The organism is Kitasatospora sp. NPDC022856 (assembly GCF_055561235.1).
Genome location: NZ_JBVHHE010000036.1, coordinates 24,114 through 50,019, shown reverse-complemented (window position 1 = coordinate 50,019; position 25,906 = coordinate 24,114). Strand labels below are relative to the sequence as shown.

Genomic DNA, 25,906 nt, shown 5'->3' with positions numbered 1-25,906 from the left:
GCGAAATCACCCGGACGGGAGCAGCCTAGTTGTACAAGGACCCTACGGAATCGGACAGGTCCCGAAGGGGCGGAGCCTTGAGGCTCAGGCCTCTTCCTTGACCCAGCTCATCAGCTTGCGGAGCTTCTTGCCGGTGGTCTCCAGCAGGTGGTCCTCGTCGGCCTTCTTGTACTCGTTGTACTTGGGCAGACCGGCCTTGTACTCGGCGATCCAGGTGTTGGCGAAGGTGCCGTCCTGGATCTCGGCGAGGACCTTCTTCATCTCGGCCTTGGTGGCGTCGGTGATGATGCGGGGGCCGGTGACGTAGTCGCCCCACTCGGCGGTCTCGGAGACCGACCAGCGCATCTTCTCCAGGCCGCCCTCGTACATCAGGTCGACGATGAGCTTCAGCTCGTGCAGGCACTCGAAGTAGGCGATCTCCGGCTGGTAGCCGGCCTCGACCAGGGTCTCGAACCCGGCCTTCACCAGGGCGGCGGTGCCACCGCAGAGGACGGCCTGCTCACCGAACAGGTCGGTCTCGGTCTCCTCGGTGAAGGTCGTCTTGATGACGCCGGCCTTGGTGGCGCCGATGCCCTTGGCGTAGGACAGCGCCAGCTCCAGGGCCTTGCCGGAGGCGTCCTGCTCGACGGCGACGATCGCGGGGACGCCGCGACCCTCCTCGTACTGGCGGCGGACCAGGTGGCCCGGGCCCTTCGGGGCGACCATGCAGACGTCGACGTCGGCCGGCGGCTTGATGAAGCCGAAGCGGATGTTCAGGCCGTGGCCGAAGAACAGGGCGTCGCCCGCCTTCAGGTGCGGCGCGATGGACTCCTCGTAGACGTCGGACTGGATCGGGTCCGGCACCAGGATCATGATGACGTCGGCCTCGGCGGCGGCCTCGGCCGGGGTGACGACGCGCAGGCCGGCCTCCTCCGCCTTGGCGCGGGACTTCGAGTCGGCCTTCAGGCCGACCCGGACGTCGGCACCCGAGTCGCGCAGGGACAGCGCGTGGGCGTGGCCCTGGCTGCCGTAGCCGATGACCGCGACCTTGCGGCCCTGGATGATGGACAGGTCGGCGTCGTCTTCGTAGAACAGCTCGGCCACGGGGGCACATCTCCTTGCGTGATGGTCTTGCCGGGTACGTTCCCACGGTACGTGGACCCGGCAGGGTGTGGGGCGGTGCTTCAGGGGGTGAGACGACCGCGCTACGCGCTGCGGTCGAGGGCGCGCAGCGAGCGGTCGGTGATCGACCGGGCGCCGCGGCCGATGGCCACCAGGCCGGACTGGACGAGCTCCTTGACGCCGTACGGCTCCAGCATCCGGAGCATGGCCTCCAGCTTGTCCGAACTACCGGTGGCCTCGATGGTCACCGCGTCGGGGGACACGTCGACCGTCTTGGCGCGGAAGAGCTGGACGATCTCGACGATCTGCGACCGCGTCTCGTTGTCGGCGCGGACCTTCACCAGGACCAGTTCCCGCTGGATCGCAGCGGACTGGTCGAGTTCGACGATCTTTATCACGTTCACGAGCTTGTTGAGCTGCTTGGTGACCTGTTCCAGCGGGAGGTCCTCGACGTTGACCACGATCGTCATCCGGGAGATGTCCGGGTGCTCCGTCGGGCCGACGGCGAGGGAGTCGATGTTGAAGCCCCGACGGGAGAACAGCGAGGCGATGCGGGCGAGCACGCCGGGCTTGTTCTCGACCAGGACGGAGAGGGTGTGCTTGGACATGGGGTCTCTGTTCCCTTGGCGTTCCGGAGCGGGCGTCAGTCGAGGTCGTCGCCGAAGTCGGGCCGGACGCCCTTGGCGAACTGGATCTCGTCGTTGCTGGTACCGGCCGCGACCATCGGCCAGACCATGGCGTCCTGGTGGACGATGAAGTCGATGACGACCGGGCGGTCGTTGATCTCCATCGCCTGCTTGATCACCGCGTCCAGGTCCTCCGGGCGCTCGCAGCGCAGGCCGACGCAGCCCATCGCCTCGGAGAGCAGCACGAAGTCGGGGATCCGGGTGCCCTGGGCCGGCGGCTCGATGCCGTCGTGGTCCGGGCCGGCGTGCAGCACGGTGTTGGAGTAGCGCTGGTTGTAGAAGAGGGTCTGCCACTGGCGGACCATGCCCAGCGAACCGTTGTTGATGACCGCGACCTTGATCGGGATGTCGTTCAGGGCGCAGGTGACGAGTTCCTGATTGGTCATCTGGAAGCAGCCGTCGCCGTCGATCGCCCAGACCGCCGTCTCGGGGCGGCCCGCCTTGGCCCCCATCGCGGCCGGCACCGCGTAGCCCATGGTGCCCGCGCCGCCCGAGTTCAGCCAGGTGGCCGGCTTCTCGAACTGGATGAACTGCGAGCTCCACATCTGGTGCTGGCCGACGCCCGCGGCGTAGATCGCCTCCGGGCCGACCAGCCGGCCGATCCGCTCGATGACCTGCTGCGGGGAGAGCTGACCGGCCGGGGCCGGCTCGTAGCCCAGCGGGTAGGTCTTCTTCCACTCGTTGAGCTTGACCCACCAGTCCGCGTAGTCGCTGCGGTGGCCGGCGTCGAACTCGGCCTGGACGGCGACGATCAGGTCGGCCAGCACCTCGCGGGCGTCGCCGACGATCGGCACGTCGGCCGGGCGGTTCTTGCCGATCTCGGCCGGGTCGATGTCGGCGTGGACGACCTTGGCGTAGGGCGCGAAGCTGTCCAGCTTGCCGGTGACGCGGTCGTCGAAGCGGGCGCCCAGGGTGAAGAGCAGGTCCGACTTCTGCAGCGCGGTGACGGCCGGGACGGTGCCGTGCATGCCGGGCATGCCCAGGTGCTGCGGGTGGCTGTCGGGGAAGGCGCCGAGCGCCATCAGCGTGGTGACCACGGGGGCGCCGGTCAGCTCGGCGAGGATCCGCAGTTCGGCCGTGGCGTGCGCCTTGAGCACCCCGCCGCCGACGTACAGCACCGGGCGCCGGGCGCTCACCAGCATCTTCGCGGCCTCGCGGATCTGCTTGGCGTGCGGCTTGGTGACCGGGCGGTAGCCGGGCAGCGAGGTCTCGGCCGGCCAGCGGAAGGTGGTGGTGGCCTGCAGCGCGTCCTTGGCGATGTCGACCAGCACCGGGCCGGGACGGCCGGTGGCGGCGATGTGGAACGCCTCGGAGATCACCCGGGGGATCTCGGCGGGGTCGGTCACCAGGAAGTTGTGCTTGGTGATCGGCATCGTGATGCCGCAGATGTCCGCCTCCTGGAAGGCGTCGGTGCCGATCGCCTTGGAGGCGACCTGCCCGGTGATCGCCACCATCGGGACGGAGTCCATGTACGCGTCGGCGATCGGGGTCACCAGGTTGGTCGCGCCCGGCCCCGAGGTGGCCATGCAGACCCCGACCTTGCCGGTGGCCTGGGCGTAACCGGTGGCGGCGTGGCCGGCGCCCTGCTCGTGGCGGACCAGGATGTGGCGCACCTTGGTCGAGTCCATCAGCGGGTCGTACGCGGGAAGGATGGCCCCGCCCGGGATGCCGAAGACGGTGTCCGCGCCCACGGCCTCCAGCGAGCGGATGAGCGACTGGGCTCCGGTCATGGTCTCGACGACGTGCTGGGGAGCGGGAGCGTGGGCGGCCGGGGTGTCCCCGCGGCGGGGGGATGCGGCGTGCTCAGTCATCTGCCTGTCTCTTCTCGGGTTTCGCCGGCCCGGGTGGTTGCGGGCCCCAAGTGGCTGAGGGTGGGGTCCCGCGTGTCGGGCCGATCGCCGGCTCTGCCCCAATCGTCCCTCCTCTCCCTCCGGAATCGGGGGGAATCGGGCGGCCGGGGCCAGTGGTCTTGCGGAGTGGAACAGCGTCAGTGCAACAAAAAACCCCTCGTGCCAAGGGCATGCGAGGGGTGGCGCGTCGGTCTGTCACGAGCGGGGCATCGCCCGCTCAGCCGACGCGCCCGCCAAGTACGAGAATTCGGGTGCGCATGGCAACGACCTTCCTCCCGTGCGGGGTCGACTGTCAAGCAGGTGGGACGACAGTCTCGCCATGCGGACCGTGCCCCGGGCCGGCGGCGGCCCGGTGTTCGGGCAGGTCGGAGGGGCTGTGAGGGGGCCCGGACCGGCCCGCGCCGGGCTCGCCGCGGCCACCCGTCCGGGTGTCCGCGGCCAGGTACGCGCGCCGCGCCGAGAGCGAGCCGAGCGGGCGCGGCAGCGGGTAGGAACGGCGCACCAGCGCCCGCCGCAGCCGGGTCTCGTCCAGCGGCGGGGCGAAGGCCGACCCCTGGCCCTGCCGGCAGCCAAGCTCCTGGAGGACGGCCACCTGGCGCGGCAGGTCCACCCCCTCGGCCGCGGTCACCAGGCCGAGGTCCCGGCCGAGCCGCAGCGCGTGCCCGGCCAGCGTCCGGCCGAGCGGCGAGTCACCGAGGTCCTGGACCAGCGTGCGGTCCAGTTTGAGGCTGTCGAAGGGCAGCCGGGCGAGCGCCCCCAGCGAGCCGTTGCCCGCCCCGAAGCCGGCCAGCGCGGTCGAGACGCCGAGCCGGCGCAGCGCGGCCAGCCGGCGGCCGAGTTCGTCGGCCAGCGCGTCCGGGCCCATCCGGGCCACCTCGACCACCAGGTGGCCGGCCGGCAGCCCGGTGTCGCGCAGCGCCGCGACCACCGCCTCGTACATGCCGGGCGAGCAGAGGCGCTGCGCCGAGAGCCGGACCGACACCGGCACCGGGGCCGGCGCCGAGCGGGTTCTCGCCGGCAGCCCGCGGCGCAGCGCGGCGGCCGTCACCGCCTCGTGGATGAGCCAGCGGGAGAACCGGGTGGCCGCGTCCCCGTGCTCGGCGGAGCGCAGGAACTCGGCGGGGGTGAGCAGCAGGCCCTGCGCGGAGCGCCAGCGGGCCTGGGCCTCGACGCCGGTGACGGCGCCGGTCCCGAGGTCCACCACCGGCTGGTGGAGCAGTGTGAAGCCGCCCTCGCGGACGGCCACCCGCAGCCGCTCCTCCAGCTCGGTGCGGCGCTCCAGGTCGGCCCGCATCGCCGGGGTGTAGAGCACCACCCGGCCCTTGCCCTCGGACTTGGCCCGGTACATCGCGAGGTCGGCGTTGCGCATCAGCTCGTCGGTGGCGGCCCGGGGATCGGCGGCCGGGCCGCGCTCGGGGGTGCCGAAGGAGATGCCGATGCTGGCCGCGACGCTGAGTTCGGCGCCGCCGATCCAGTACGGCTCGGAGAGGGCGATCCGCAGCCGCTCGGCGAGTTCCTGGACCTGCAGCCGGCCGAGCGGGCCGCAGACCAGCGCCGCGAACTCGTCCCCGCCGAACCGGGCGACGGTGTCGCCGCTGCGCACCGCGCCCTGCAGCCGGCGGGCGGCCTGCACCAGCAGTTCGTCGCCGACCTGGTGGCCGGCGCTGTCGTTGACCGCCTTGAAGCCGTCCAGGTCGAGGAAGAGCACGGCGATCCCGGCGCCCGCGCCGCCCTGCTGGCCGCGGGTGGCGAGGGCGGCGCGCAGCCGTTGGGCGAACAGCGCCCGGTTGGGCAGGTCGGTGAGCGGGTCGTGGAAGGCGTTGTGCTGCAACTGGGCCTGCAGTATGACGCGTTCGGTGACGTCCCGGCTGTTCAGGATCAGGCCGTCGCGGTACCGGTTGACGGTGGACTCGACGTGCAGCCACTCGCCGGCGCCGGAGCTGATCCGGCACTCCACCCGGGCCGCGGACGGCTCGGCGGCGGCGGGCGAGCGGAGCGCGGCGAGCCGGCCCCGGGCCAGGAAGCGGCGGACCTCCGCGAGCACCCGGTCCACGTCCTCGGGGTGCACGAGGTCCAGCAGGTTGCCGCCGACCAGCTCCTCCGGATCCCGCCCGTAGACGCCGAGCGCGGCCGGGGACACGTAGGAGAGCACGCCGTTGGCGCCGGCGATCATGATGACGTCGCTGGAGCCCTGCACCAGGGAGCGGAAGTGCGCCTCCTTGTGGGCGAGCTCCTGCGCCAGCGAGAGGTTGTCCAGCAGCATCACGCCCTGGCGCAGGATCAGCGCCAGGCCGACGGTGCAGGCGGCCGCGGCCACCACCCGGTCCAGGGGCCGCCCGCCGAGGGCGTTGTAGAGGATCCCGGCGGTGCAGACGGCGGCCGCCGCGTACGGGGTGAGCGCGCTGAAGGTGGTGGCCACCCGGCGGCGCGGCAGGCCGCCGACCGAGGGGTGCTCGCGCAGCGGACGGCGCCAGCGCGGCGACCACGGGGCCCAGGCCAGCAGCAGGCTGCCGGCGAACCAGCCGGCGTCCAGCAGCTCCCCCGAGTGGTAGTTGCTCTTCAGCTCCGGCGAGGTGAAGAGGGCGTCGCAGAGCACCGTCACGGCGAGCGCGATCATCGCGGTGTGCACCGCGGCCCGGTTGCCGTCGCGGCCGCCGAAGCGCAGCCCGACCACCAGACTGACCAGCAGGATGTCCAGCACCGGGTAGGCCAGGTTGGTCGCCAGCGCCACCACGGAGCCGTCCGCGCCGGCGGCGATCCGGCCGAGTGCCAGGCTCCAGCTCAGGGTGAACAGCGAGCCGGCCACCAGCCAGCCGTCCAGCAGCAGGCAGAGCCAGCCGGCGGCGCTGCGCGGGCGCTGGGAGAGCACCAGCACGCCGGTGATGGCGAGCGGGGCGAACAGCAGGAAGGCGAACTCGGCGAGCGAGTCCTGCGGCTGCTTGCCGGGTTCGACCAGCTCGTACCAGCCCCAGGTGGCGTTGCCGAACGCGACCATGAGCGAGGAGAGGCCGAAGAGCAGCCAGGCCGAGCGGGCCGGGCCGCCGACGGTACAGGCGTACGTCAGACAGGACAGCGCGGCCGCGAGCGCGGCCGCCGCCAGGCCGAAGTCCCCCATGAAGACGGAGAGTTGGCGTGACCCCCAGCCGAGGGAGGCGCCCAGTGCGTACGCCAGGCAGAGGGCGCCGAGCACGGTGCCGGGCAGGGATCGGCTGTACAGCAGTCGGCGGACCGGGCCACGCCGGACGGCTGCGGACAGGTCGGCGTCCGGTACGCCCGACCGTCCGGCTCCGGGCAGCACCGCATCGGTGGAGCTCACTCGGCCTCTCCCCCTCCGACCCGGAGCCTGGCGCCCCGGCCACGGGCCACCGGCCGCGCACCTGATGGCCGTACGCGGTGACCAGGCGCCCCGTCAGGGCGATGGCCCAGGGGGTGGGCGGCCTGCCGGCCGACGCACCGCACCGATGTTCCCACTCGGGACCCTACACCACTTTGGTCACTCAATGACACGCACACTCAACTTAGAGTAATGGTGAAAGGGTGGTGAAATGCACCCGATTCCGCCGGATCGGGCCGGTTGGCGGGGGCGTGCGGGCGGGGGCTCACGCGGCGCGCACGGGAGCACGCGGCGGGATCCGGCGACCACCGGCCGGTCCGGGCAGGTCCGGTCGGTGGTCACCGGCGAGCGTGCGGGTCAGCGGCCGGCCAGCGCCGGCTCGTCCGGGAAGAGCCGCAGGCGGTGCGCCAGTGCGGCGGCCTCGCCCCGGCCGGCCACCGCGAGCTTGCCGAGGATGTTGGAGACGTGCACGCTCGCGGTCTTCGGCGAGATGTACAGTTCCTCCGCGATCTGCCGGTTGGTACGGCCCCGGGCGAGCAACCGGAGCACGTCCCGCTCACGGGGGGTGAGCCCGAAGGAGTCGCCGACCGCGGGCACCGCGGCGGCCCTCGCCGCACGGGCGGTCAGCGCCAGACCGGCCCGCTCGGCCAGGCCGTTGATCTCGGCCAGCAGCGCGCTGTCCGACCGGGCCCGGGCCAGCGTCCGGGCCTCGCGGAGCAGGGCCGCCCCGGCCTCGCGGTCGCCGGCCAGCACCCCGGCCTCGCCGGCCCGCAGCAGGGCCGCCGCCAGCGGGCCGGGCAGCCCGGCCGGCCGCAGCGCCTCGACGGCGACGGCCCACTGCGCCGGGGTGTCCAGGCCCTCGGCCCGGGCCAGTTCGGCCTCCAGCAGGCGCGCCCAGCCGTGGTGCAGCGGCGCCTTGGGAGTCAGCCCGGCGGCCACCTCGGCGATCCTGGCCAGCACCGCGGGCCGGCCCGGATCGGCCTCCGGCAGGCCCCGGCCGTCGGCCTCGGCCGCGGCCCCGTCGATCAGCAGCGGGTAGAGCGCGGCCTCGTTCCCGGCCGGAACGGGGCCCCCGATCACCGCGAGCAGTTCGGCCCGCGCCTCCAGCGGCCGCCCACCGCGGGCGGCGATCAGCACCGCGAGCCGGGAGATCGGCACCGAGTGCTGGACCTGGCAGACCCGGTCCGAGGCCCGGGCCTGGGCCAGCATGCCGGCCGCCGCCGGGAGGTCCCCGCGCAGCAGGGCCAGCTCGCCCCGCAGCCGGTCGAGGAACTCGGCGTGGCTGCCCGGGTACTGGGTCCGCTCGGCGCCGGCCAGCAGCTCGGCCGCCTCCCCGGTCCGGCCCAGGTCGAGCAGCGCCTCGGCGAGGTTGCCGAGCAGCAGGGTGCCGATGTTGCGCAGCAGGCCGGTGCCGTCCGCCGTCTCCAGCCCCTCGCGGGCGAGCGCCACCGCCTCCTCCGCGCGGCCGAGCGACTGCAGCAGGCTGGCCAGGTTGTTGAGGCCGCGGAGCATCAGGTCGGGGACGCCGAGCCCACGGGTGGCGGCGAGCGCCTCGGTCAGCTCGGTGACGGCGGCCTCGGGGTCGTTGCCCAGGTCGTGGCGGAGCGTGCCGAGCGTCATCCGGGCGTGCTGCTCGACGGCGTGCGCGCCGACCTGGCGGGCGATCGCCGCGGCCCGCTCGGCGAGTTCGACGCTCTCGCCGGTCGGGTTGTTGAGCATGGCGATGCCGGCGCTCAGCGCGAACACCTCGGCCTGCACCGCGGACGGCGGCAGGTGCTCGACCAGCCGCCGGGCGTAGGCCGCCTCGTCCTGGTCCTTGGAGCGGTTGAGGTGGCCGAACATCCGGGCCCGGTTCATCCGGAACCAGGCGGCCCGGGCCGGGTCACGCTTCTCGTCGACCAGCTTCAGCGCCCGCCGGGAGAGGCTCAGCCCACGCTCGCGGTCCCCGCTGCGCCGGGCCGCGACCACCGCCTCGGCGAGGACGTCGACCAGTTGCAGCCGCTCGCAGTCGCCGTCGTGGGTGTCCACGTCGCAGGAGCAGGGCGGGTAGGTCTCGGCCCAGTCGTAGGGGCGCAGGGTGTGCGCCAGGACGTCCTCGGAGACCTCGTCCCACAGCTCCAGGGCACGCTCCAGCATCCGCAGCTGCTCGGCGAAGGCGTTGCGCCGGCGGGCCGCCCGGGCGGCGTCCAGGGCGCTCGGCAGGGCCCGGACCGGATCGTGCGCGTGGTACCAGTAGTTGGCCAGCCGGGCCGGCCGGACGTCGCAGCCGACCAGGTGCGGCTGCTGCTCCAGGGCGGTGGCGAAGCGGCGGTTGATCCGGTGCCGCTCGCCGGGCAGCAGGTCGTCCGAGACCGCCTCCCGGACGAGGGCGTGCCGGAACCGGTAGCCGTCCCCGTCGGTGTCCGGGCGCAGAATGTTGGCGCCGACGGCCGCGCGCAGCGACTCGATCAGCTCCTCCTCGTCGTCCAGCACCGCGGCCAGCAGCGCGTGCTCGACGTAGGAGCCGCCCTCGGCGGCGATCCGCAGCACCCGCTGGGTCTCCTCGTCCAGCGCCTCGACCCGGACCAGCAGGATGTCCCGCAGCGAGTCGGTGAGCCCGGCCGAGCAGCCGGACTGGAAGGAGGTGGCGAGCTCCTCGACGAAGAACGGGTTGCCCTCGGAGCGGCGGTGGATCCGGTCGACCAGCTGCCGGTCGGGGTCGGCGGTGCCGAGGATGCCGGCCAGCTGCTCGGCCACCTCGCCCGGGCCGAACCGCTCCAGCTCCATCCGCTGGACGGTGCGCAGCCGCTCCAGCTCGGCGAGGAAGGGCCGCAGCGGGTGGCGGCGGTGCAGGTCGTCGGTGCGGTAGGTGGCCACCAGCAGCACGCGGGCCCGGTGCAGGGTGCGGACCAGGTAGGTGAAGAGCTCCCGGGTCGAACGGTCGGACCAGTGCAGGTCCTCGACCGCGAGCACGAGGGTACGGTCCGTGCCGAGCCGCTCGAACAGCCTCGCGGTGTGCTCGAACAGCCGGGCCCGGCCGTACTCGTCGTTGGGCTCGCCGTCGGCCTCGCCGAAGTCGGGCAGCAGCCGGGCGAGGTGGCCCTCGCTTCCGGCCGCGGCGGCCTCCAGCTCGGCGCCCAGCCCCCGGTGCAGCCGGCGCAGCGCGGTGGCCAGCGGCGCGTACGGCAACCCCTCGGCGCCGACCTCCAGACAGCCGCCGACGGTGGTGACCACGCCCTCGTCCGCGCAGCACCGGTCGAGGAACTCCTCCAGCAGCCTGGTCTTGCCGACGCCCGCCTCGCCGCCGATCAGGACGGTCTGCGGCTTCCCCTCCCCGGCCCGCCGCAGCGCCTCGCCCAGTTCGGTGATCTCGGTGCCGCGGCCGACGAAGACGGGACTCACCGATATCTGCTGCATGGAGGCGAGCATGCCATAACCGTCCGGGCCGGGCCGATCGGTTATCCCGGCCCTCGGACGCCCGGAAGGGGAGGCGCTGGATCGCACCTCCCCTTCCATCTCCGTCCCGGCCCCGGCCGGGTGTCGACCCGTCAGCACTCGCGCAGACGCGCGGCGCGCCGCTCGGAGCGGACGGCGGGCAGTCGGCGCAGGCCGCGGCGGTCGCCCTTGGCCTCGCGGACCAGGCGCTGGTGGTCGGCCTGGGCGTGGAGTTCCCGCACCTGGTGCTGGATGAGCTCGTACTCGAACACGGTGTTTCCCCTCGTGGTGGTCTCTCTCGTTCTGAGGTAAAGCCTCCTCCCCCAGGGGGGTGTGCCACATCGGCACCTTGCCCGATGTTCCGGGCGGCCTGCGCCTTAGGTCGGGCGGCCGGGAACGGCAAAGGCCCGGATCCACCCCACTTAGGGGGTGGATCCGGGCCCTGAGCGCACTAAGGCACCTTAGAAAGCCTTAGATGCCTTAGAAACCGTGGTCGGATCCGGTCGGCACCGAGCTTCTTCAGGTAGTGCCTACTGCCCTTCCACGCCGAGCTTCGCCAGGATGAGGTCCTTCACCCGGGCCGCGTCAGCCTGCCCGCGGGTGGCCTTCATGACCGCGCCGACGAGCGCGCCCACCGCGGCGACCTTGCCGTCGCGGATCTTGGCGGCGATCGCCTCGTTGCCGGCGATGGCCTCGTCGACGGCCGCGCCGAGCGCGGAGTCGTCCGAGACGACGGCCAGGCCGCGCTTCTCGACGACCTCGTCCGGCTCGCCCTCACCGGCCAGCACGGCCTCGATGACCTGGCGGGCCAGCTTGTCGTTCAGCTTGCCCTCGGCGACCAGCGCGGTCACCCGGGCGACCTGCGCCGGGGTGATCGGCTGCTCGCTCAGCTCGGTGCCGGTCTCGTTGGCCCGGCGGGCCAGCTCGCCCATCCACCACTTGCGGGCCTGGTCGGCCGGGGCGCCCGCAGCGATGGTCTCCAGGATCGGCTCGACCGCGCCGGCGTTCAGCACCGACTGCATGTCCTTGTCGGTCAGGCCCCACTCGGCCTGCAGCCGGGCCCGGCGCACCCGCGGCAGCTCGGGCAGACCGGCGCGCAGCTCCTCCACCCAGGCGCGGGACGGCGCGATCGGCACCAGGTCCGGCTCGGGGAAGTAGCGGTAGTCCTCGGCGTTGTCCTTGATCCGGCCGGCGGTGGTGCTGCCGTCCTCCTCGTGGAAGTGCCGGGTCTCCTGGACGATCGTGCCGCCGTCGCCCAGCACCGTGGCGTGCCGCTGGATCTCGAACCGGGCGGCCCGCTCGACGCTGCGCAGCGAGTTGACGTTCTTGGTCTCGGAGCGGGTGCCGAACTTCTCGGTGCCGTTGGGGCGCAGCGACAGGTTGACGTCGCAGCGCATCTGGCCCTTGTCCATCCGGGCCTCGGAGACGCCCAGCGCCTTGATCAGCTCACGCAGCTCGGCGACGTACGCCTTGGCGACCTCGGGGGCCCGCTCGCCGGCGCCCTCGATCGGCTTGGTGACGATCTCGATCAGCGGGATGCCGGCCCGGTTGTAGTCGAGCAGCGAGTGCGTGGCGCCGTGGATCCGGCCGGTCGCGCCGCCGACGTGGCTGGACTTGCCGGTGTCCTCCTCCATGTGGGCGCGCTCGATCTCCACCCGGAAGGTCGAGCCGTCCTCCAGCTGCACGTCGAGGTAGCCGTTGAAGGCGATCGGCTCGTCGTACTGCGAGGTCTGGAAGTTCTTCGGCATGTCCGGGTAGAAGTAGTTCTTCCGGGCGAACCGGCACCACTCGGCGATCTCGCAGTTCAGCGCCAGGCCGATCTTGATCGCCGACTCGACGCCGATGGCGTTGACCACCGGCAGCGAGCCGGGCAGGCCCAGACAGGTCGGGCAGACCTGGCTGTTCGGCTCGGCACCCAGTTCGGTCGAGCACCCGCAGAACATCTTGGTCTTGGTACCCAGCTCGACGTGGACCTCAAGGCCCATCACCGGGTCGTACGACGCGAGAGCGTCCTCGTAGGAGACCAGGTTCATGACGCTCACAGCGTCCCCTTCGCTAAAAGTCTGTGGAGGTACGGGCCCGGCCGCGCACGGTCGGGTGCGCGGCCGGGCCGAGGGCGTTCTCAGCCCAGCAGCACGTCGTCGTCGCCGAGCCGGCGCAACTCGCGCACCAGCAGGGCGGTGCCGGTGACCAGCGCCGCCGCACCGACCAGGGCGTTGATCAGCTTGAGCGTGTCGCTCTCGCCGCGCGCCTTCCGGATGTCCTTGACGATCGAGACCGCGCCGAACGTGCTGGTGCCGATGGACAGCCACAGGCCGGGCTTGGAGTGCTTGAAGCCCTTCGCCTTTTCGAGCTTGCTCACAGTGCCGGTGCCTCCTCCAGCAGGGTGTGCCCCCACTTGTCGTTGAGTGCGGCCTCGACGGCGCCGCCCACGCGGTACAGGCGGTCGTCCGCCATCGCGGGTGCGATGATCTGCAGGCCGACCGGGAGATTGTCCTCCGGCGCCAGCCCGCAGGGCAGCGACATGGCCGCGTTGCCCGCGAGGTTCGACGGAATCGTGCAGAGGTCGGCCAGGTACATCGCCATCGGGTCGTCGGCGCGCTCGCCGATCGGGAAGGCGGTGGTCGGCGTGGTCGGTGAGACCAGCACGTCCACGCCGGCGAAGGCGGTGTCGAAGTCGCGCGAGATGAGCGTGCGCACCTTCTGGGCCGAGCCGTAGTAGGCGTCGTAGTAGCCCGAGGAGAGGGCGTAGGTGCCGAGGATGATCCGGCGCTTCACCTCGGGGCCGAAGCCGGCCTCGCGGGTGAGGGCGGTGACGTCCTCGGCCGAGCGGGTGCCGTCGTCGCCGACCCGCAGGCCGTAGCGCATCGCGTCGAAGCGGGCCAGGTTGGACGAGGCCTCGCTGGGCGCGATCAGGTAGTACGCGGGCAGCGCCAGGGTGAACGACGGGCAGGAGACCTCGACGACCTCCGCGCCCAGCTCGCGCAGCAGCTCGACGGACTCGTTGAACCGCTGCATGACGCCGGCCTGGTAGCCCTCGCCGGCGAACTCCTTGACCACGCCGATCCGCATGCCGCGCACGTCGCGCAGCTTGGCGGCCTCGACCACGGCCGGGACGGGCGCGTCGATCGAGGTGGAGTCCAGCGGGTCGTGGCCGGCGATCGCCTCGTGCAGCAGCGCCGCGTCGAGCACGGTGCGGGCGCACGGACCGCCCTGGTCCAGCGAGGAGGAGAACGCGACCAGGCCGTAGCGGGAGACCGACCCGTAGGTGGGCTTCACGCCGACGGTGCCGGTGACGGCGCCGGGCTGGCGGATCGAGCCGCCGGTGTCGGTGCCGATCGCCAGCGGGGCCTCGAAGGCGGCCAGCGCGGCGGCCGAGCCACCGCCGGAACCGCCGGGGATCCGGCTGAGGTCCCACGGGTTGCCGGTGGGGCCGTAGGCCGAGTTCTCGGTGGAGGAGCCCATCGCGAACTCGTCCATGTTGGTCTTGCCGAGGATCACCACGCCCGCGTCCTTGAGACGCGAGGTCAGGGTGGCGTCGTACGGCGGGATCCAGCCTTCGAGGATCTTGGACCCGCAGGTGGTCGGCACGCCCTTGGTGGTGAAGACGTCCTTCAGGGCGAGCGGGACGCCGGCCAGCGGGCCCAGCTCCTCGCCCTTGGCGCGCTTCTCGTCGACGGCCCTGGCGGCGTCCAGCGCGCCCTCGGTGTCGACGTGCAGGAAGGCGTTGACCTTCTTGTCGACGGCGCCGATGCGGTCCAGGTGCGCCTGGGCGACCTCGACGGCGGAGACCTCGCCCTTGGCGATGGCGCTCGCGGTCTCGGCCGCGGTGTAACGGATCAGGTCGGTCATCGGTCAGTCCTCCCCGAGGATCTGCGGCACACGGAAACGCTGCTCCTCGGCGGCGGGGGCGCCGGACAGCGCCTGCTCCGGGGTGAGCGACGGTCGCACCACGTCCGCCCGCATGACGTTGGTCAGCGGGAGGGGGTGGGAGGTCGGCGGGACGTCCTGTCCGGCGACCTCGGAAACGCGCGCGACCGCGCCGATGATCACGTCGAGCTGCTCGGCGAAGTGGTCCAGCTCTTCGGCCTGCAACTCAAGACGCGACAGCCGAGCGAGGTGGGCGACCTCCTCGCGCGTGATGCCAGGCATGCGGCGATCCTCAGGGGTGTGAGTTCTGGTGAGACCCGGCGCCGCGCTCAGGCGGTGCCGGGCCCGGGCAGGAGCAGCCGGCTCGGCGCTCCCGTCCTCTTGGTCTGTGGACCCCATCCTATGGGGCCCGGCCCGGCCACCGGCCAACGAGTAACCCCGCGGGGCGGTCACCCTGCCCCGGCCCCGCTCCGGGACCGGGCCGGCGACCGCCGCGGACGCCCTACTGCGGGCTCGTCGGGACCCACCTCGGCGTGCCCTGCGCCTGGACCTCCAACTGGGCCGCCGACACCGCCTGGACCACCGGCGGCAGCACCGGCGGGATGACCGGCGGCAGCACCGGCTGGATCCCCGGCTTGACCACCGGCTGGATCACCCGCGGCAGTTGACCCGCCGGGCCGAACCGCTCGACCGGCGGGGCGCCGGTGCGGTGCACCCGGAGCCAGGCGGTGGCCTGCTCGGCCGGCAGCGCCGCCGAGACCAGCCAGCCCTGGACGGCGTCCACGCCCATCCGGTGCAGCCGCTCCCAGGTCTCGTCGTCCTCCACGCCCTCGGCCACCACGGTCAGGCCCAGCGAGTGGGCCAGCTCCACCGAGCAGCGGACCACGGCCGCGTCGTGGTCGTCGGCGACCATCCGGGAGACGAAGGAGCGGTCGATCTTCAACTCGCCGACCGGCAGGCTGCGCAGCCGCACCAGCGAGGAGTGGCCCGTCCCGAAGTCGTCCAGGGACATCCCGACGCCGTAGCCGCGCAGCTCGGCCAGGGTGTCGGCGGCCCGCCGGGAGTCGTCCAGCAGCAGCCGCTCGGTGATCTCCAGCTGGAGCGCGTGGGCCGGCACCTGGTGGCGGACGAGGTGCCCGGCGACCCGCTGGGCGAAGCCCGGGTTCAGCACGTCGCGCGGCGAGACGTTCACCGCGACCTGCACCTGGAGGCCCTGCTCGCGCCAGGAGGCGAGCTGGCCGACGGCCGCCTCCAGGACGTAGTCGGTCAGCCGGGGCATCAGGCCGCTGGACTCCGCGAGCCCGACGAACTCGTCCGGCGAGACCTTGCCCTGGCCGGGCCGGTCCCAGCGCAGCAGCGCCTCCAGCCCGACCACCCGGCCGTCGAAGGCCACCTTGGGCTGGTAGTGCAGCTGCACCTCGCCGGTCTCCAGCGCCCGCCGCAGGTCGCCGAGCAGCCCGATCCGGTACGGCGTGTCGGCGTCCTGGGCCTCGTCGTACTGTTCGACGGAGGTGCAGCCGCGCTGGGCGTGGCCCATCGCCACGTCGGCGCGGCGCAGCAGCGACTCGGCGTCCTGGGCGTGCTGCGGGTAGACGCAGACGCCGGCGCTGGCCTCCAGGACGAGCAGCAGCCCGTCCAGCCGGATCGGTGCGGCCAGCTCGGCGATCAGCGCCTTGGCGACCCGCTCCAGGGTGTTGGGGCAGCCGACGCCGGGCAGCAGCACGGCGAACTCGTCGCCGCCCATCCGGGCCACCATCGGGCGGCCGCGCCGGTAGTCCCGGGGCATCCCGGCGAAGACGTCGTCGATCGTCTCCCGTCCCGCTCCGCCGGACGCGCCGGAGCGCAGGGCGCGGTGCAGCCGGCGGGCGATGTGCACCAGCAGCCGGTCGCCTGCGGTGTGGCCGAGCGTGTCGTTGAGCGACCTGAACCGGTCGAGGTCGAGCAGGATCAGCCCGACGCTGTAGCCCTGCTCGTGCTCGGCGATGGCCTCCTGGGCGGCCAGTAAGAGGGCCTGGCGGTTGGGCAGGTCCGTCAGCGGGTCGGTGAGCTGGTCACGGGCACGGTCCCGGGCGATCCGCCAGGCCGCGACCAGCACGGCCAGCGGCACCGCGAACAGCGGCAGCAGCTCGGGCTCGTAGCGGTAGACCAGGACGGCCAGCGGGATGAGCGGTGCGGCGCCGGCCAGCAGGACTCCGAGCAGCAGGACCGCACCCGCCACCCCCTGCGGCGGGCGTGTGGGCGCACCGCCGGTCGTACGATCCATAAGCCCTGTCCTCCGTCGGGCCCGCCCCGTCAGGCCGCCTTACGGTGAGGCACCGTACCGGTGCCGGCAGCTGCCGGGCATGAGCGACCCCGCGGAGACCGGCTCAGCCGGTGCCCCCACCCCTGCTGACACTCTGTTGCGCTCCAGGGTATTCCGGGGTCCACCCGGCGGGCAGACTTTCGGACAACCGGGAGCGCGCCACCGCGTTCCGGTGCCGCACAGTGACACAATGCCCGCTTTCACCGCGCGGCACCCGGTGACGGCGCATCAGGACGATAACAAGACGGACTCGGTGGCTCCGAGTTCGGGTCACCCCTCGGCGGGGGGCTCCTCGGCGGCCCCGGCGACGGCCTCCGGTTCGGGCAGGCCCAGGTGCCTGCGAGCCGCGTCCGGCCCCTGCTCCAGCAGCACCGTGAAGCCCTCGTCGTCCAGGACCGGCAGCCCGAGCTGAACTGCCTTGTCGAACTTGGAACCGGGATTGTCACCGGCGACCACGAAATCGGTCTTCTTCGACACCGATCCGGTCACCTTCGCTCCGCGCGAGGTCAGCGCCTCCTTGGCGCCGTCCCGGGTGTGCCCGGCCAGCGTGCCGGTGACCACCACCGTCAGCCCCTCCAGCGGACGCTCGCCCTGCTCCTCGCCGGCCTCCTCGGTGAAGCGGACCCCGGCCTCGCGCCACTTCTCCAGGATCTCCCGGTGCCACTCCTCCTGGTACCACTCGGCGATCGAGCGCGCCGTACCGGGACCGACCCCCTCGGTGGCGGCCAGCTCCTCCTGGCTGGCCGCGAAGATCCGGTCGAGGTCACGGAACTCCCTGGCCAGCGCCTGCGCGGCGACCGGGCCGACGTGCCGGATCGACAGGCCGTTGAGGAAGCGCCAGAGGGGGCGCTCCCTGGCCAGGTCGATGTTGTCGAGCATCAGGCCGGTGTTCTTCTTGGCCGCGCCCGTGGTGGTCGCGAAGAAGAAGACCTCCTTCTCCTCGCCGGTCTCGTCGTCGAGCTTCGGCAGGCCGGTCTTCGGGTCGCGGACCAGCACCCTGATCGGCAGCAGCTGCTCGGCGGTGAGGCGGAAGATGTCGCCCTCGTCCCGGACCGGCGCCTCGGCCGGCTCCAGCGGCTGGGTCAGCGCCGTCGCCGCGACGTAGCCCAGCCCCTCGATGTCCAGCGCGGACCGGCCGCCCAGGAAGGCGATCCGCTCGCGGATCTGGGCCGGACAGAACTGCGCGTTGGGGCACCGCAGGTCGATGTCGCCCTCCGCCATCGGGCGCAGCTCGGCGCCGCACTCGTGGCAGTGCGAGGGCATCACGAACTCCTGCTCGGTGCCGTCCCGCAGGTCGTACACCGGGCCGAGGATCTCGGGGATGACGTCACCGGCCTTGCGGAGCACCACGGTGTCGCCCAGCATGACGTCCTTGGCCTTGACGATCTGCTGGTTGTGCAGCGTCGCGTACTGCACCATCGAGCCGGCCACCTTCACCGGCTCCGCCAGCACCGCGTACGGGGTGGCCCGGCCGGTGCGGCCGATGCCGACCTTGATCGCGGCGAGCTTGCCGGTGACCTCCTCCGGCGGGTACTTCCAGGCGATCGCCCAGCGCGGGGACTTCGAGGTCGCGCCGAGCCGGCCCTGGAGGGCGATCTCGTCCACCTTGACCACGACGCCGTCGATCTCGTGCTCGACCGAGTGCCGCTGCGCGCCGAAGTGCTCGATGAAGGCGCGGACCTCGGCCAGCGTGCCGACCACCTTGTTGTGCCGGGCCGTGGGCAGGCCCCAGTCGTGCAGCAGCCGGTAGGCGTGCGACTGGTTGTCGATGTCGAAGCCGACCCGGGCGCCGATGCCGTGCACCACCATGTGCAGCGGGCGGGACGCGGTGATGTGCGGGTCCTTCTGGCGCAGCGAACCGGCGGCCGCGTTGCGCGGGTTCATGAACAGCCGGATCATCGCCCGGGGCCGCTTGCCCTCCTTGGCGCGCTCCTCGTTCTCCTGCCGGCGGCGCTCGTTCTCCTCGGCGAAGGAGGCGTTGAGCGCCTCGAAGGCGTCGGTGGGGAAGTAGACCTCGCCGCGGATCTCCACCAGCGCGGGGACGTCGTCGCCCTTGAGCCGGTGCGGGATCTCCTTGATGGTGCGGACGTTGGCGGTGATGTCCTCGCCGACCCGGCCGTCGCCGCGGGTCGCGGCCTGCACCAACTGGCCGTTCTCGTAGGTGAGGTTGACGGCCAGGCCGTCCACCTTGAGCTCGCAGAGGTAGTGGTACTCGATGCCGGCCAGCTCGGTGGCGACCCGCTCGGCCCAGGCGGCCAGCTCGTCGTCGTCCATCGCGTTGTCCAGGCTGAGCAGCCGCTCGCGGTGCTCGACGGCCGCGAACTGCTCGGTGACGGCGCCGCCGACCCTCTGGGTCGGCGAGTCGGGGGTGCGCAGGGCCGGGTGCCCGGCCTCCAGCGCCTCCAGCTCGCGCATCAGCGCGTCGAACTCGGCATCGGTGACGACCGGCGCGTCCTGCTCGTAGTAGCGGGCGCGGTGGTCCTCGATCTCGGCCGCCAGCTCGGCGTGCCGCCCGCGGACCTCCGCCGGGATCTCCTCCCAGCCCTCGACAGCCACCACCGCAAGCCCTCCTACGTTCTCATTCCGGGTTGTCCACCAGGCTCTGGGCCGCCCTCACACTGAGTGACAGCGCCTTGCGCGCGTGGGCCGGAGAGGCCCCGGCCAGCCCGCAGGTGGGCGTCACCAGCACACGGCGGCCCAGCAGCTCCGGGGCGAACCCGAGCCTGCGCCACAACGTCCTGACACCCTGGACACTACCGGCCGGGTCGGACAGTGCCGTTGATTGAGCGGGGGCTCCGTCGGTGGGCGGCACCACGCCGGCGAGGATCACGGTGCCCGCCTCGATCGCCTCGCCGAGCTGCTCGTCCTCACGTTCCGTCAACAGCGAGAAGTCCAGGGAGACTCCGGCCACACCGGCCCGGCGCAGCAGCGGGATCGGGACGTCCGGGGCGCAGCAGTGCACCACCACCGGTACGTCGACGCTGCGGATCACCTCGCGCAGCGCCTCCTCGGCGACCTGGCGGTCCACCGAGCGCAGCCGCTGGAAGCCGCTGGCGGTCCTCACCCCGCCGGTCAGCACCGCGGGCAGCGAGGGCTCGTCGAGCTGGAGCACCACCGCCGCGCCGGGGATCCGGCGGCGGACCTCGTCGAGGTGGCGGCGCAGCCCCTCGGTGAGCGAACCGGCGATGTCCCGGCGGGCACCGGGGTCGGCGAGCGCCTTCTCGCCGTGCTTCAGCTCGATCGAGGCGGCCAGCGTCCACGGGCCGACGGCCTGCACCTTGAGCGCACCCTGGTAGCCCTGGGTGAACTCCTCCAGGGCGTCCAGGTCCTCGCCCAGCCAGGCACGGGCCCGCCGGGTGTCGCGGCCGGGGCGGTGGGTGAAGCGCCAGCCGCTGGGCTCGGTCTGCGCGAACAGCTCGACCAGCAGGCCGGCGCTGCGCCCGATCATGTCGGCGCCCGGCCCGCGGGCGGGCAGCTCGGGCAGGAACGGCAGCTGCTCCAGCGCCCCGGTGGCCGTCCTGGCGGCCTCCCGCGCGTCGGTGCCGGGCAGCGATCCGACGCCGGTGGCGGCGCCGCGCAGGTCGGGGAAAGAGTGTCCGTTGCTCACCCGCCCGAGCCTAGTGCGCCCGGCGTGGGAAGTCGGACCGGCCGACCTCCCACGCCCGGGCTCGGGCCGGCGAACCCACGTCCCCGGGGCTCACTTCCCGGCCTCACTTCCCGGGGCTCACTTCCCGGGGCGGACGGTGATCTCGGTGATCTCCGCGTCGCGGGAGGCGTCGAGCGCGGCCAGGACCGCCTTCGCCACCGACTCGGGCGCGATGAAGCGGTCGGCGTCGTACTCCCGGCCCTCCTGCTGGTGCACCTTGACCTGCATCGCGGTCGCGGTGCGGCCCGGGTAGACCGAGGTGACCCGGACGCCGGCGGCGTGCTCCTCGTGGCGCAGCGAGTCCGCGAGCGCCTTCAGGCCGTGCTTGCTCGCCGCGTACGCCGACCAGTCGGCGTGCGCGGTGAGCCCCGCGCCGGAGTTCACGAACACCACGTGGCCCTTGACCAGCCGCAGCGAGGGCAGCATCAGGCGGGTCAGCTCGGCGGGCGCGACCAGGTTCACGTTCAGGGTGTCCTGCCAGGCCTTGACCGGCAGTTCGCCGACCTGGCCCAGCTCGACGACGCCCGCCACGTGCAGCAGCGAGTCGAGTTCCGCCGGAAGCGCCTGGTGGCCGAAGGCCCAGGAGAGCTTGGCCGGCGTACCGAGGTCGCCGACCAGGGTCTGCGCCCCGGGGAAGCGCTCGCGCAGCTCCGCGGCCCGGCGGGCGTCGCGGGCCAGCAGCCAGAGGTCGTCCCCGCGTTCGGCGAGGCGCTCGGCGAGGACGGCGCCGATGCCGGAGCCCGCGCCCGTGATCAGATGTGCAGCCATGGTCCCGATCCTCTCAGGCCTTGAGCTGCTCGAAGACCTGGGCGGGGGTGTCGGCGAAGGTGATCAGCTCGCCGAGCGGCCGCGGCAGGAAGCCCTCCGTGTCCATCCGCTCCAGCTGGGTGCGCAGTCCCGCGTAGAAGCCCTCGGTGTCCAGGACGATCACCGGCTTGTCGTGCAGCGCGTGCTTCTTGAGCTCCAGCACCTCGGTCACCTCGTCCAGCGTGCCGAGGCCGCCGACCAGCACGACGACGGCGTCCGCGCGCATCAGCAGCTGTGCCTTGCGCTCGGCGAGGTCCAGGGTCATCACCAGCTCGTCGGCGCCCTCGTAGCCCTTGTGCCGGAGCAGTTCGACCAGCACCCCGACCAGCTTGCCGCCGGCCGCCTTCACCCCGTCGGCCAGCAGCCCCATCAACCCGGCGTTGGAGCCGCCCCACACCAGGGTGTGCCCGCCCTCCCCGAGCAGACGGGCGAATTCGGCGGCGGGTGCGGAGTACCGCTCGTCGAGCGAGTACGCGGAGCAGAAGACAGTGATGTTCATAATGCTGACTGGTCTATCACGCCCCGCCGACGCGTGAGCCCACCTCCCGAGGCGTGGCTCCGCGACGGCCTCCGAGTCACCGCGCCGGAGTCACTACGTCGCTGGAGCGCCTGCGCCGTGTCCGCGAGCGCCCTGGTGCACCTCGTCACAGCCGCGCTCGTGCTGGTCTTCCGTGGGTGCCGCTGATACAGCGGCACACACGGCACGCCCCGACCGGGAGGACCCGTTTCAGGCCGTGACCGGGCGGCGGTGGGTGGTGGCGATGGTGGCGGAGCCGACGACGCGGGTGGTGTCGTAGAGGACGACGGCCTGGCCGGGGGCGATGCCGCGGGCGGGGGTGTCCAGGGTGACGTGGAGTTCGCCGTCGACCATGGCGGCCGTGACCGGGACCTCCTCGCCGTGGGCGCGGAGCTGGGCGGTGTAGCGGCCGTCGGCCGCGGCCTCGGCCCCGCTCCAGCGCGGGCGGATCGCGGTCAGGGCCGTCACGTCCAGGCCCTCGACGGGTCCGACGGTGACGGTGTTGTTCACCGGGGAGATGTCGAGCACGTAGCGGGGCTTGCCGTCGGCGGCCGGGCGGCCGATCCGCAGGCCCTTGCGCTGGCCGATGGTGAAGCCGTAGGCGCCGTCGTGCTCGCCGAGCTTGGTGCCGTCCGCGTCGACGATGTCGCCGGGGGCCCGGCCGAGGTGCTTGGCCAGGAAGCCCTGGGTGTCGCCGTCCGCGATGAAGCAGATGTCGTGGCTGTCCGGCTTCTTCGCGACGGCCAGGCCGCGGCGCTCGGCCTCCTCGCGGATGACGTCCTTGGTGGTGTCGCCCAGCGGGAAGAGCGAGTGGGCGAGCTGGTCGGCGTCGAGCACGCCCAGCACGTAGGACTGGTCCTTGGCGGCGTCGACGGCGCGGTGCAGCTCGCGGCGGCCGTCCGGGAGGTCGACGATCCGGGCGTAGTGGCCGGTGCAGACCGCGTCGAAGCCGAGCGCGATCGCCTTGTCCAGCAGGGCGGCGAACTTGATCTTCTCGTTGCAGCGCAGGCAGGGGTTGGGGGTGCGCCCGGCCGCGTACTCGGCGACGAAGTCGTCGATGACGTCCTCGCGGAACCGCTCGGCGAGGTCCCAGACGTAGAACGGGATGCCGATCACGTCGGCCGCCCGGCGGGCGTCGCGGGAGTCCTCGATGGTGCAGCAGCCGCGGGCGCCGGTGCGGAAGGACTGCGGGTTGGCGGAGAGCGCCAGGTGCACGCCGGTCACCTCGTGCCCCGCTTCGGCCGCGCGGGCGGCGGCGACGGCGGAGTCCACCCCGCCGGACATCGCCGCGAGCACACGCAGGCGGCCAGTGGACGGGGCGGTCGGGGCACCGGGGAAGTCAGTCATGATGCCCACAAGAGTACGTGGTCGCGGCGGAGGCCCGGCCGGATTTACCGGGCGCGCGCGGCCGCCGCCAGCCCCGCGTTGCGGGCCCGCTGGACGACCGGGGCGATGGCTCCGGCGAGCGCGGTGACGTCCTCCCGGGTGGAGGTGTGGCCGAGCGAGAACCGCAGTGAGGCGCGGGCCAGCAGCGGGTCCACGCCCATCGCCAGCAGGACGTGGCTGGGCTGCGGCACCCCCGCCGAGCAGGCCGAGCCGGTCGAGCACTCGATGCCCTGGGCGTCGAGCAGCATCAGCAGCGCGTCGCCCTCGCAGCCGGGGAAGGAGAAGTGCGCGTTGGCGGGCAGCCGCCCCTGCGTCGTCGGGTCGCCGTTGAGGACCGCGTCCGGGACGCCGGCCAGCACCGAGGCGACCAGTTCGTCGCGCAGCGCGCCGAGCACCGCCGCGTGCTCGTCCCGCCGCTCGACGGCGAGCGCGGCGGCGGCCGCGAAGCCCGCGGTGGCCGGCGCGTCCAGCGTGCCGGAGCGGACGTCCCGCTCCTGGCCGCCGCCGTGCAGCAGCGGGACGGGCGTGGCCCCGCGCGACAGCAGCAGGGCGCCGACGCCGTACGGACCGCCGACCTTGTGGCCGGTGACGGTGAGTGCGGTCAGCCCGGACTCCGCGAAGGAGACCGGCACCTGACCGAGCGCCTGGACCGCGTCGGCGTGCATCGGAATGCCGAACTCGGCTGCCACCGCGGCCAGTTCGGTGACCGGTTGGATGGTGCCGACCTCGTTGTTGGCCCACATCACGGTGACCAGCGCGACGGAGGCCGGGTCCCGCTCGATCGCCTCGCGCAACGCCGCCGGGTGGACCCGGCCGTAGCCGTCCACCGGGAGGTAGTCGACCCGGGCGCCCTCGTGCTCGGAGAGCCAGTGCACCGCGTCGAGCACCGCGTGGTGCTCGACCGGGCTGCACAGCACCCGGGTCCGGGCCGGGTCGGCCCCCCGCCGGGCCCAGTACAGGCCCTTGACGGCCAGGTTGTCGGACTCGGTGCCGCCGCCGGTGAGGACGATCTCGCTGGGGCGGGCGCCGAGCGACTCCGCCAGCGACTCGCGGGACTCCTCGACCACACGGCGGGCCCGGCGGCCGGACGCGTGCAGGGAGGAGGCGTTGCCGACGACCCCCAGGTGCGCGGTCATCGCGGCGATCGCCTCGGGCAGCATCGGCGTGGTCGCCGCATGGTCCAGGTATGGCATAACCATCCGATTGTAGAGGGCCACCGCGCGCCGCTCGGGCCACCCGGCGGATCCGGCCGCCGCGCAGCGCGCGCAAACGCCCCGATCCGGCCAACCGTCCGCCACCCGCCCGCCATCCGGCCGCCGCTCCCCCGCCACCCGCGGCGCCGGGCACCGGCCCGGCCGCCGGCGGCCAAGCCGGGACGGCCGGGGGCTCGTTGGTCTCCCGCCGGGCCGAACGGTTAGCCTGTCGGGCACCGCAAATCGGCCGGACCGGATCAGGACTGGGGGGCGCCATGTCGCAGTCGGTCGACCGCGCCCTCACCCTCCTCGGGTCCCTCGGCGACGGGCCGGTCACCCTCGACCAGGCCGCCACCAGCATCGGGGTGCACAAGTCCACGGCCCTGCGGCTGCTGCGCACGCTGGAGGAGCACGGCTTCGTCCACCGCCAGTCCGACCGGCGCTACCGGCTCGGCGGTCGCGTCCTCTCGCTCGCCCACCGGGCGCTGGAGGAGATCGACGTCCGCCAGATCGCCGCGCCCTACCTGGCCGCCCTCCACCGGCGCTGCGGACTGACCGTCCAGCTGGCCGTGCTCCAGGACGGCGAGGTCCTCTACCTGGACGAGTTGGCCGGCCGCTGGACGGGAAGCGACACCGCCCGGCCGACCCGGATCGGGCGGCGCGCCCCGGCGGCCGGCACCGCGATCGGCCGGGTCCTGCTGGCCGGTCTGCCCGACGACGGGGCCGGCGGGGACGAGCTGCCTCCCGAGCTGGCCGCCGTCCGCCGCCAGGGCTGGGCGGCCGAGTCGGCCGAGCACCGGGAGGCGGTGGCCTGCGTGGCGGCCCCGGTGGCCGGCAGCGCCGGGCGGCCGGTCGCCGCCTGCGCGGTCAGCGCCCCGACCGACCGGGTCCCGCCGGCCGAACTGGTCCGGCTGCTCCCCGAGCTGCTCTGCACCGCCGAGGCGATCTCGCTGGCGTACGGGGGCTCGCCTACTCCTCGCTGGTGCGAGAACCGTTGCGGTGCCAGGCCCGCGGTGCGCGCCAGCCGTACTTGAGGGCGAGCATCCGCAGACCGAAGGCGGTCAGCGCGGCCGCCGTCCCGGTGAGCGCGGTGAGCCGGTCGAGGCCGATCAGGATCACCACGAGGGCCGAGCCGACCAGGGCCGGGACGGCGTAGATCTCGCGGTCCCAGCGCAGCAGCGAGGGGATCTCCCCCGCGAGCATGTCGCGCATCACGCCGCCGCCGGCCGCCGTCACCATGCCGAGCGCCATCGCGGCCACCGCGCCGAGGCCGTAGTCGTGCGCCTTGGCCGTACCGGTGACGCAGAACAGCCCGAGGCCGAGCGCGTCCAGGGTCTGCACCGCGCGGTTGATCCGCTCGACCTCCGGGTGCAGGAAGAAGACCACCAGGCCGGCCGCCAGCGGCGTGCTGAAGTAGCCGAGGTTGGAGAAGGCCGCCACCGGGGTGGCCCCGATGACGAGGTCGCGCATGACCCCGCCCCCCAGCGCGGTCACCTCCGCCAGCACACAGATCCCGAAGATGTCCATGTTCTTGCGCACGGCCAGCAGCCCTCCGGAGAGGGCGAATACGAAGATGCCGACCAGGTCCAGGCTCTGCTGCACGTCGGAGGGGAAGATCTGCGATGTCACCGGACAACTATGGACCCCCCGGGCACCGCGCCCGGCCGACCGTCACGGCCACGCCATCGGCCGTCACAGCACGTGACGGCCGATGGCGCGCAGAGGGGGTGCGGCCGCGAGCCGGCGACCGCACCCCGGACCGTCACGCGGTGGCGAGCACCTTCTCGCCGCCGGCCGGAC

General features: G+C 73.2%; 18 protein-coding genes and 1 pseudogene. 1 reads left to right on the top strand and 18 read right to left on the bottom strand.

Translation table 11 applies throughout. The features are described from left to right. Positions 1–84: 84 nt before the first annotated feature. From ilvC to ACZ34W_RS31495, 17 genes and pseudogenes are all read right to left on the bottom strand, one after another. On the bottom strand, positions 85–1,083 hold the full coding sequence (gene ilvC / locus ACZ34W_RS31575) for a ketol-acid reductoisomerase (protein ID WP_329489715.1): 999 nt from the start codon (positions 1,081–1,083) through the stop codon (positions 85–87). 101 nt (positions 1,084–1,184) lie between these two features. Beyond that, complete coding sequence (ilvN, locus tag ACZ34W_RS31570; RefSeq protein WP_329489714.1) at positions 1,185–1,709, bottom strand: acetolactate synthase small subunit; 525 nt, start codon at positions 1,707–1,709, stop codon at positions 1,185–1,187. Between the two features lie 35 nt (positions 1,710–1,744). After that, positions 1,745–3,598 carry an acetolactate synthase large subunit gene (locus ACZ34W_RS31565; protein WP_329489713.1) on the bottom strand — a complete coding sequence of 618 codons (1,854 nt, stop codon included), beginning with the start codon at positions 3,596–3,598 and terminating at the stop codon, positions 1,745–1,747. A 331-nt stretch (positions 3,599–3,929) separates the two neighbouring features. Then, entirely contained in the window at positions 3,930–6,857 is a 2,928-nt protein-coding gene (locus tag ACZ34W_RS31560) for a putative bifunctional diguanylate cyclase/phosphodiesterase (protein WP_465608985.1), read from the bottom strand. 471 nt (positions 6,858–7,328) lie between these two features. Continuing rightward, positions 7,329–10,379 carry a helix-turn-helix transcriptional regulator gene (locus ACZ34W_RS31555; protein ID WP_465608969.1) on the bottom strand — a complete coding sequence of 1,017 codons (3,051 nt, stop codon included), beginning with the start codon at positions 10,377–10,379 and terminating at the stop codon, positions 7,329–7,331. A gap of 119 nt (positions 10,380–10,498) precedes the next feature. Next, on the bottom strand, positions 10,499–10,657 hold the full coding sequence (locus ACZ34W_RS31550; RefSeq protein WP_329489711.1) for a hypothetical protein: 159 nt from the start codon (positions 10,655–10,657) through the stop codon (positions 10,499–10,501). Positions 10,658–10,915: 258 nt separating this feature from the next. Further along, positions 10,916–12,427 carry an Asp-tRNA(Asn)/Glu-tRNA(Gln) amidotransferase subunit GatB gene (gatB, locus tag ACZ34W_RS31545; protein ID WP_329489710.1) on the bottom strand — a complete coding sequence of 504 codons (1,512 nt, stop codon included), beginning with the start codon at positions 12,425–12,427 and terminating at the stop codon, positions 10,916–10,918. Between the two features lie 80 nt (positions 12,428–12,507). Beyond that, positions 12,508–12,747, bottom strand: coding sequence for a hypothetical protein (locus tag ACZ34W_RS31540; RefSeq protein WP_329489709.1), 240 nt, complete (start codon positions 12,745–12,747; stop codon positions 12,508–12,510). Continuing rightward, the gene (gatA, locus tag ACZ34W_RS31535) at positions 12,744–14,237 is read right to left on the bottom strand and encodes an Asp-tRNA(Asn)/Glu-tRNA(Gln) amidotransferase subunit GatA (RefSeq protein WP_329489708.1); all 1,494 of its coding nucleotides are present in this window, start codon (positions 14,235–14,237) and stop codon (positions 12,744–12,746) included. Before gatA ends, ACZ34W_RS31540 begins: the two co-directional genes overlap by 4 nt. Positions 14,238–14,240: 3 nt before the next feature. Next, positions 14,241–14,537, bottom strand: coding sequence for an Asp-tRNA(Asn)/Glu-tRNA(Gln) amidotransferase subunit GatC (gene gatC, locus ACZ34W_RS31530; protein ID WP_280719380.1), 297 nt, complete (start codon positions 14,535–14,537; stop codon positions 14,241–14,243). A 364-nt stretch (positions 14,538–14,901) separates the two neighbouring features. After that, positions 14,902–16,455 (bottom strand): annotated as a pseudogene (locus ACZ34W_RS31525) (putative bifunctional diguanylate cyclase/phosphodiesterase); the annotation flags it as partial. Between the two features lie 372 nt (positions 16,456–16,827). Further along, positions 16,828–19,113 (bottom strand): NAD-dependent DNA ligase LigA, encoded by a 2,286-nt coding sequence (ligA, locus tag ACZ34W_RS31520; protein ID WP_465608983.1) that lies wholly within the window; start codon positions 19,111–19,113, stop codon positions 16,828–16,830. 22 nt (positions 19,114–19,135) lie between these two features. Beyond that, positions 19,136–20,164, bottom strand: a complete 1,029-nt coding sequence (locus ACZ34W_RS31515; protein ID WP_465608965.1) for a methionine synthase — start codon at positions 20,162–20,164, stop codon at positions 19,136–19,138. Between the two features lie 117 nt (positions 20,165–20,281). Further along, a complete protein-coding gene (locus ACZ34W_RS31510; RefSeq protein WP_329489704.1) occupies positions 20,282–20,971 on the bottom strand; it encodes an SDR family oxidoreductase in 690 nt (229 codons plus the stop codon). 13 nt (positions 20,972–20,984) lie between these two features. Further along, entirely contained in the window at positions 20,985–21,509 is a 525-nt protein-coding gene (locus ACZ34W_RS31505; RefSeq protein WP_352295281.1) for an LOG family protein, read from the bottom strand. A gap of 228 nt (positions 21,510–21,737) precedes the next feature. Next, positions 21,738–22,874: a tRNA 2-thiouridine(34) synthase MnmA gene (gene mnmA, locus ACZ34W_RS31500; RefSeq protein ID WP_465608962.1), complete on the bottom strand. Its 1,137-nt coding sequence runs from the start codon at positions 22,872–22,874 to the stop codon at positions 21,738–21,740. Positions 22,875–22,918: 44 nt separating this feature from the next. Continuing rightward, positions 22,919–24,106, bottom strand: a complete 1,188-nt coding sequence (locus ACZ34W_RS31495) for a cysteine desulfurase family protein (RefSeq protein ID WP_329489700.1) — start codon at positions 24,104–24,106, stop codon at positions 22,919–22,921. Positions 24,107–24,381: 275 nt separating this feature from the next. Between ACZ34W_RS31495 and ACZ34W_RS31490 the strand changes: the two genes are divergently transcribed. Then, complete coding sequence (locus ACZ34W_RS31490) at positions 24,382–25,140, top strand: IclR family transcriptional regulator (protein ID WP_465608960.1); 759 nt, start codon at positions 24,382–24,384, stop codon at positions 25,138–25,140. Here the strand turns inward: ACZ34W_RS31490 and ACZ34W_RS31485 are convergent. Then, positions 25,076–25,735 (bottom strand): trimeric intracellular cation channel family protein, encoded by a 660-nt coding sequence (locus tag ACZ34W_RS31485; RefSeq protein WP_329489698.1) that lies wholly within the window; start codon positions 25,733–25,735, stop codon positions 25,076–25,078. The genes ACZ34W_RS31490 and ACZ34W_RS31485 overlap by 65 nt on opposite strands. Positions 25,736–25,906: the final 171 nt, after the last annotated feature.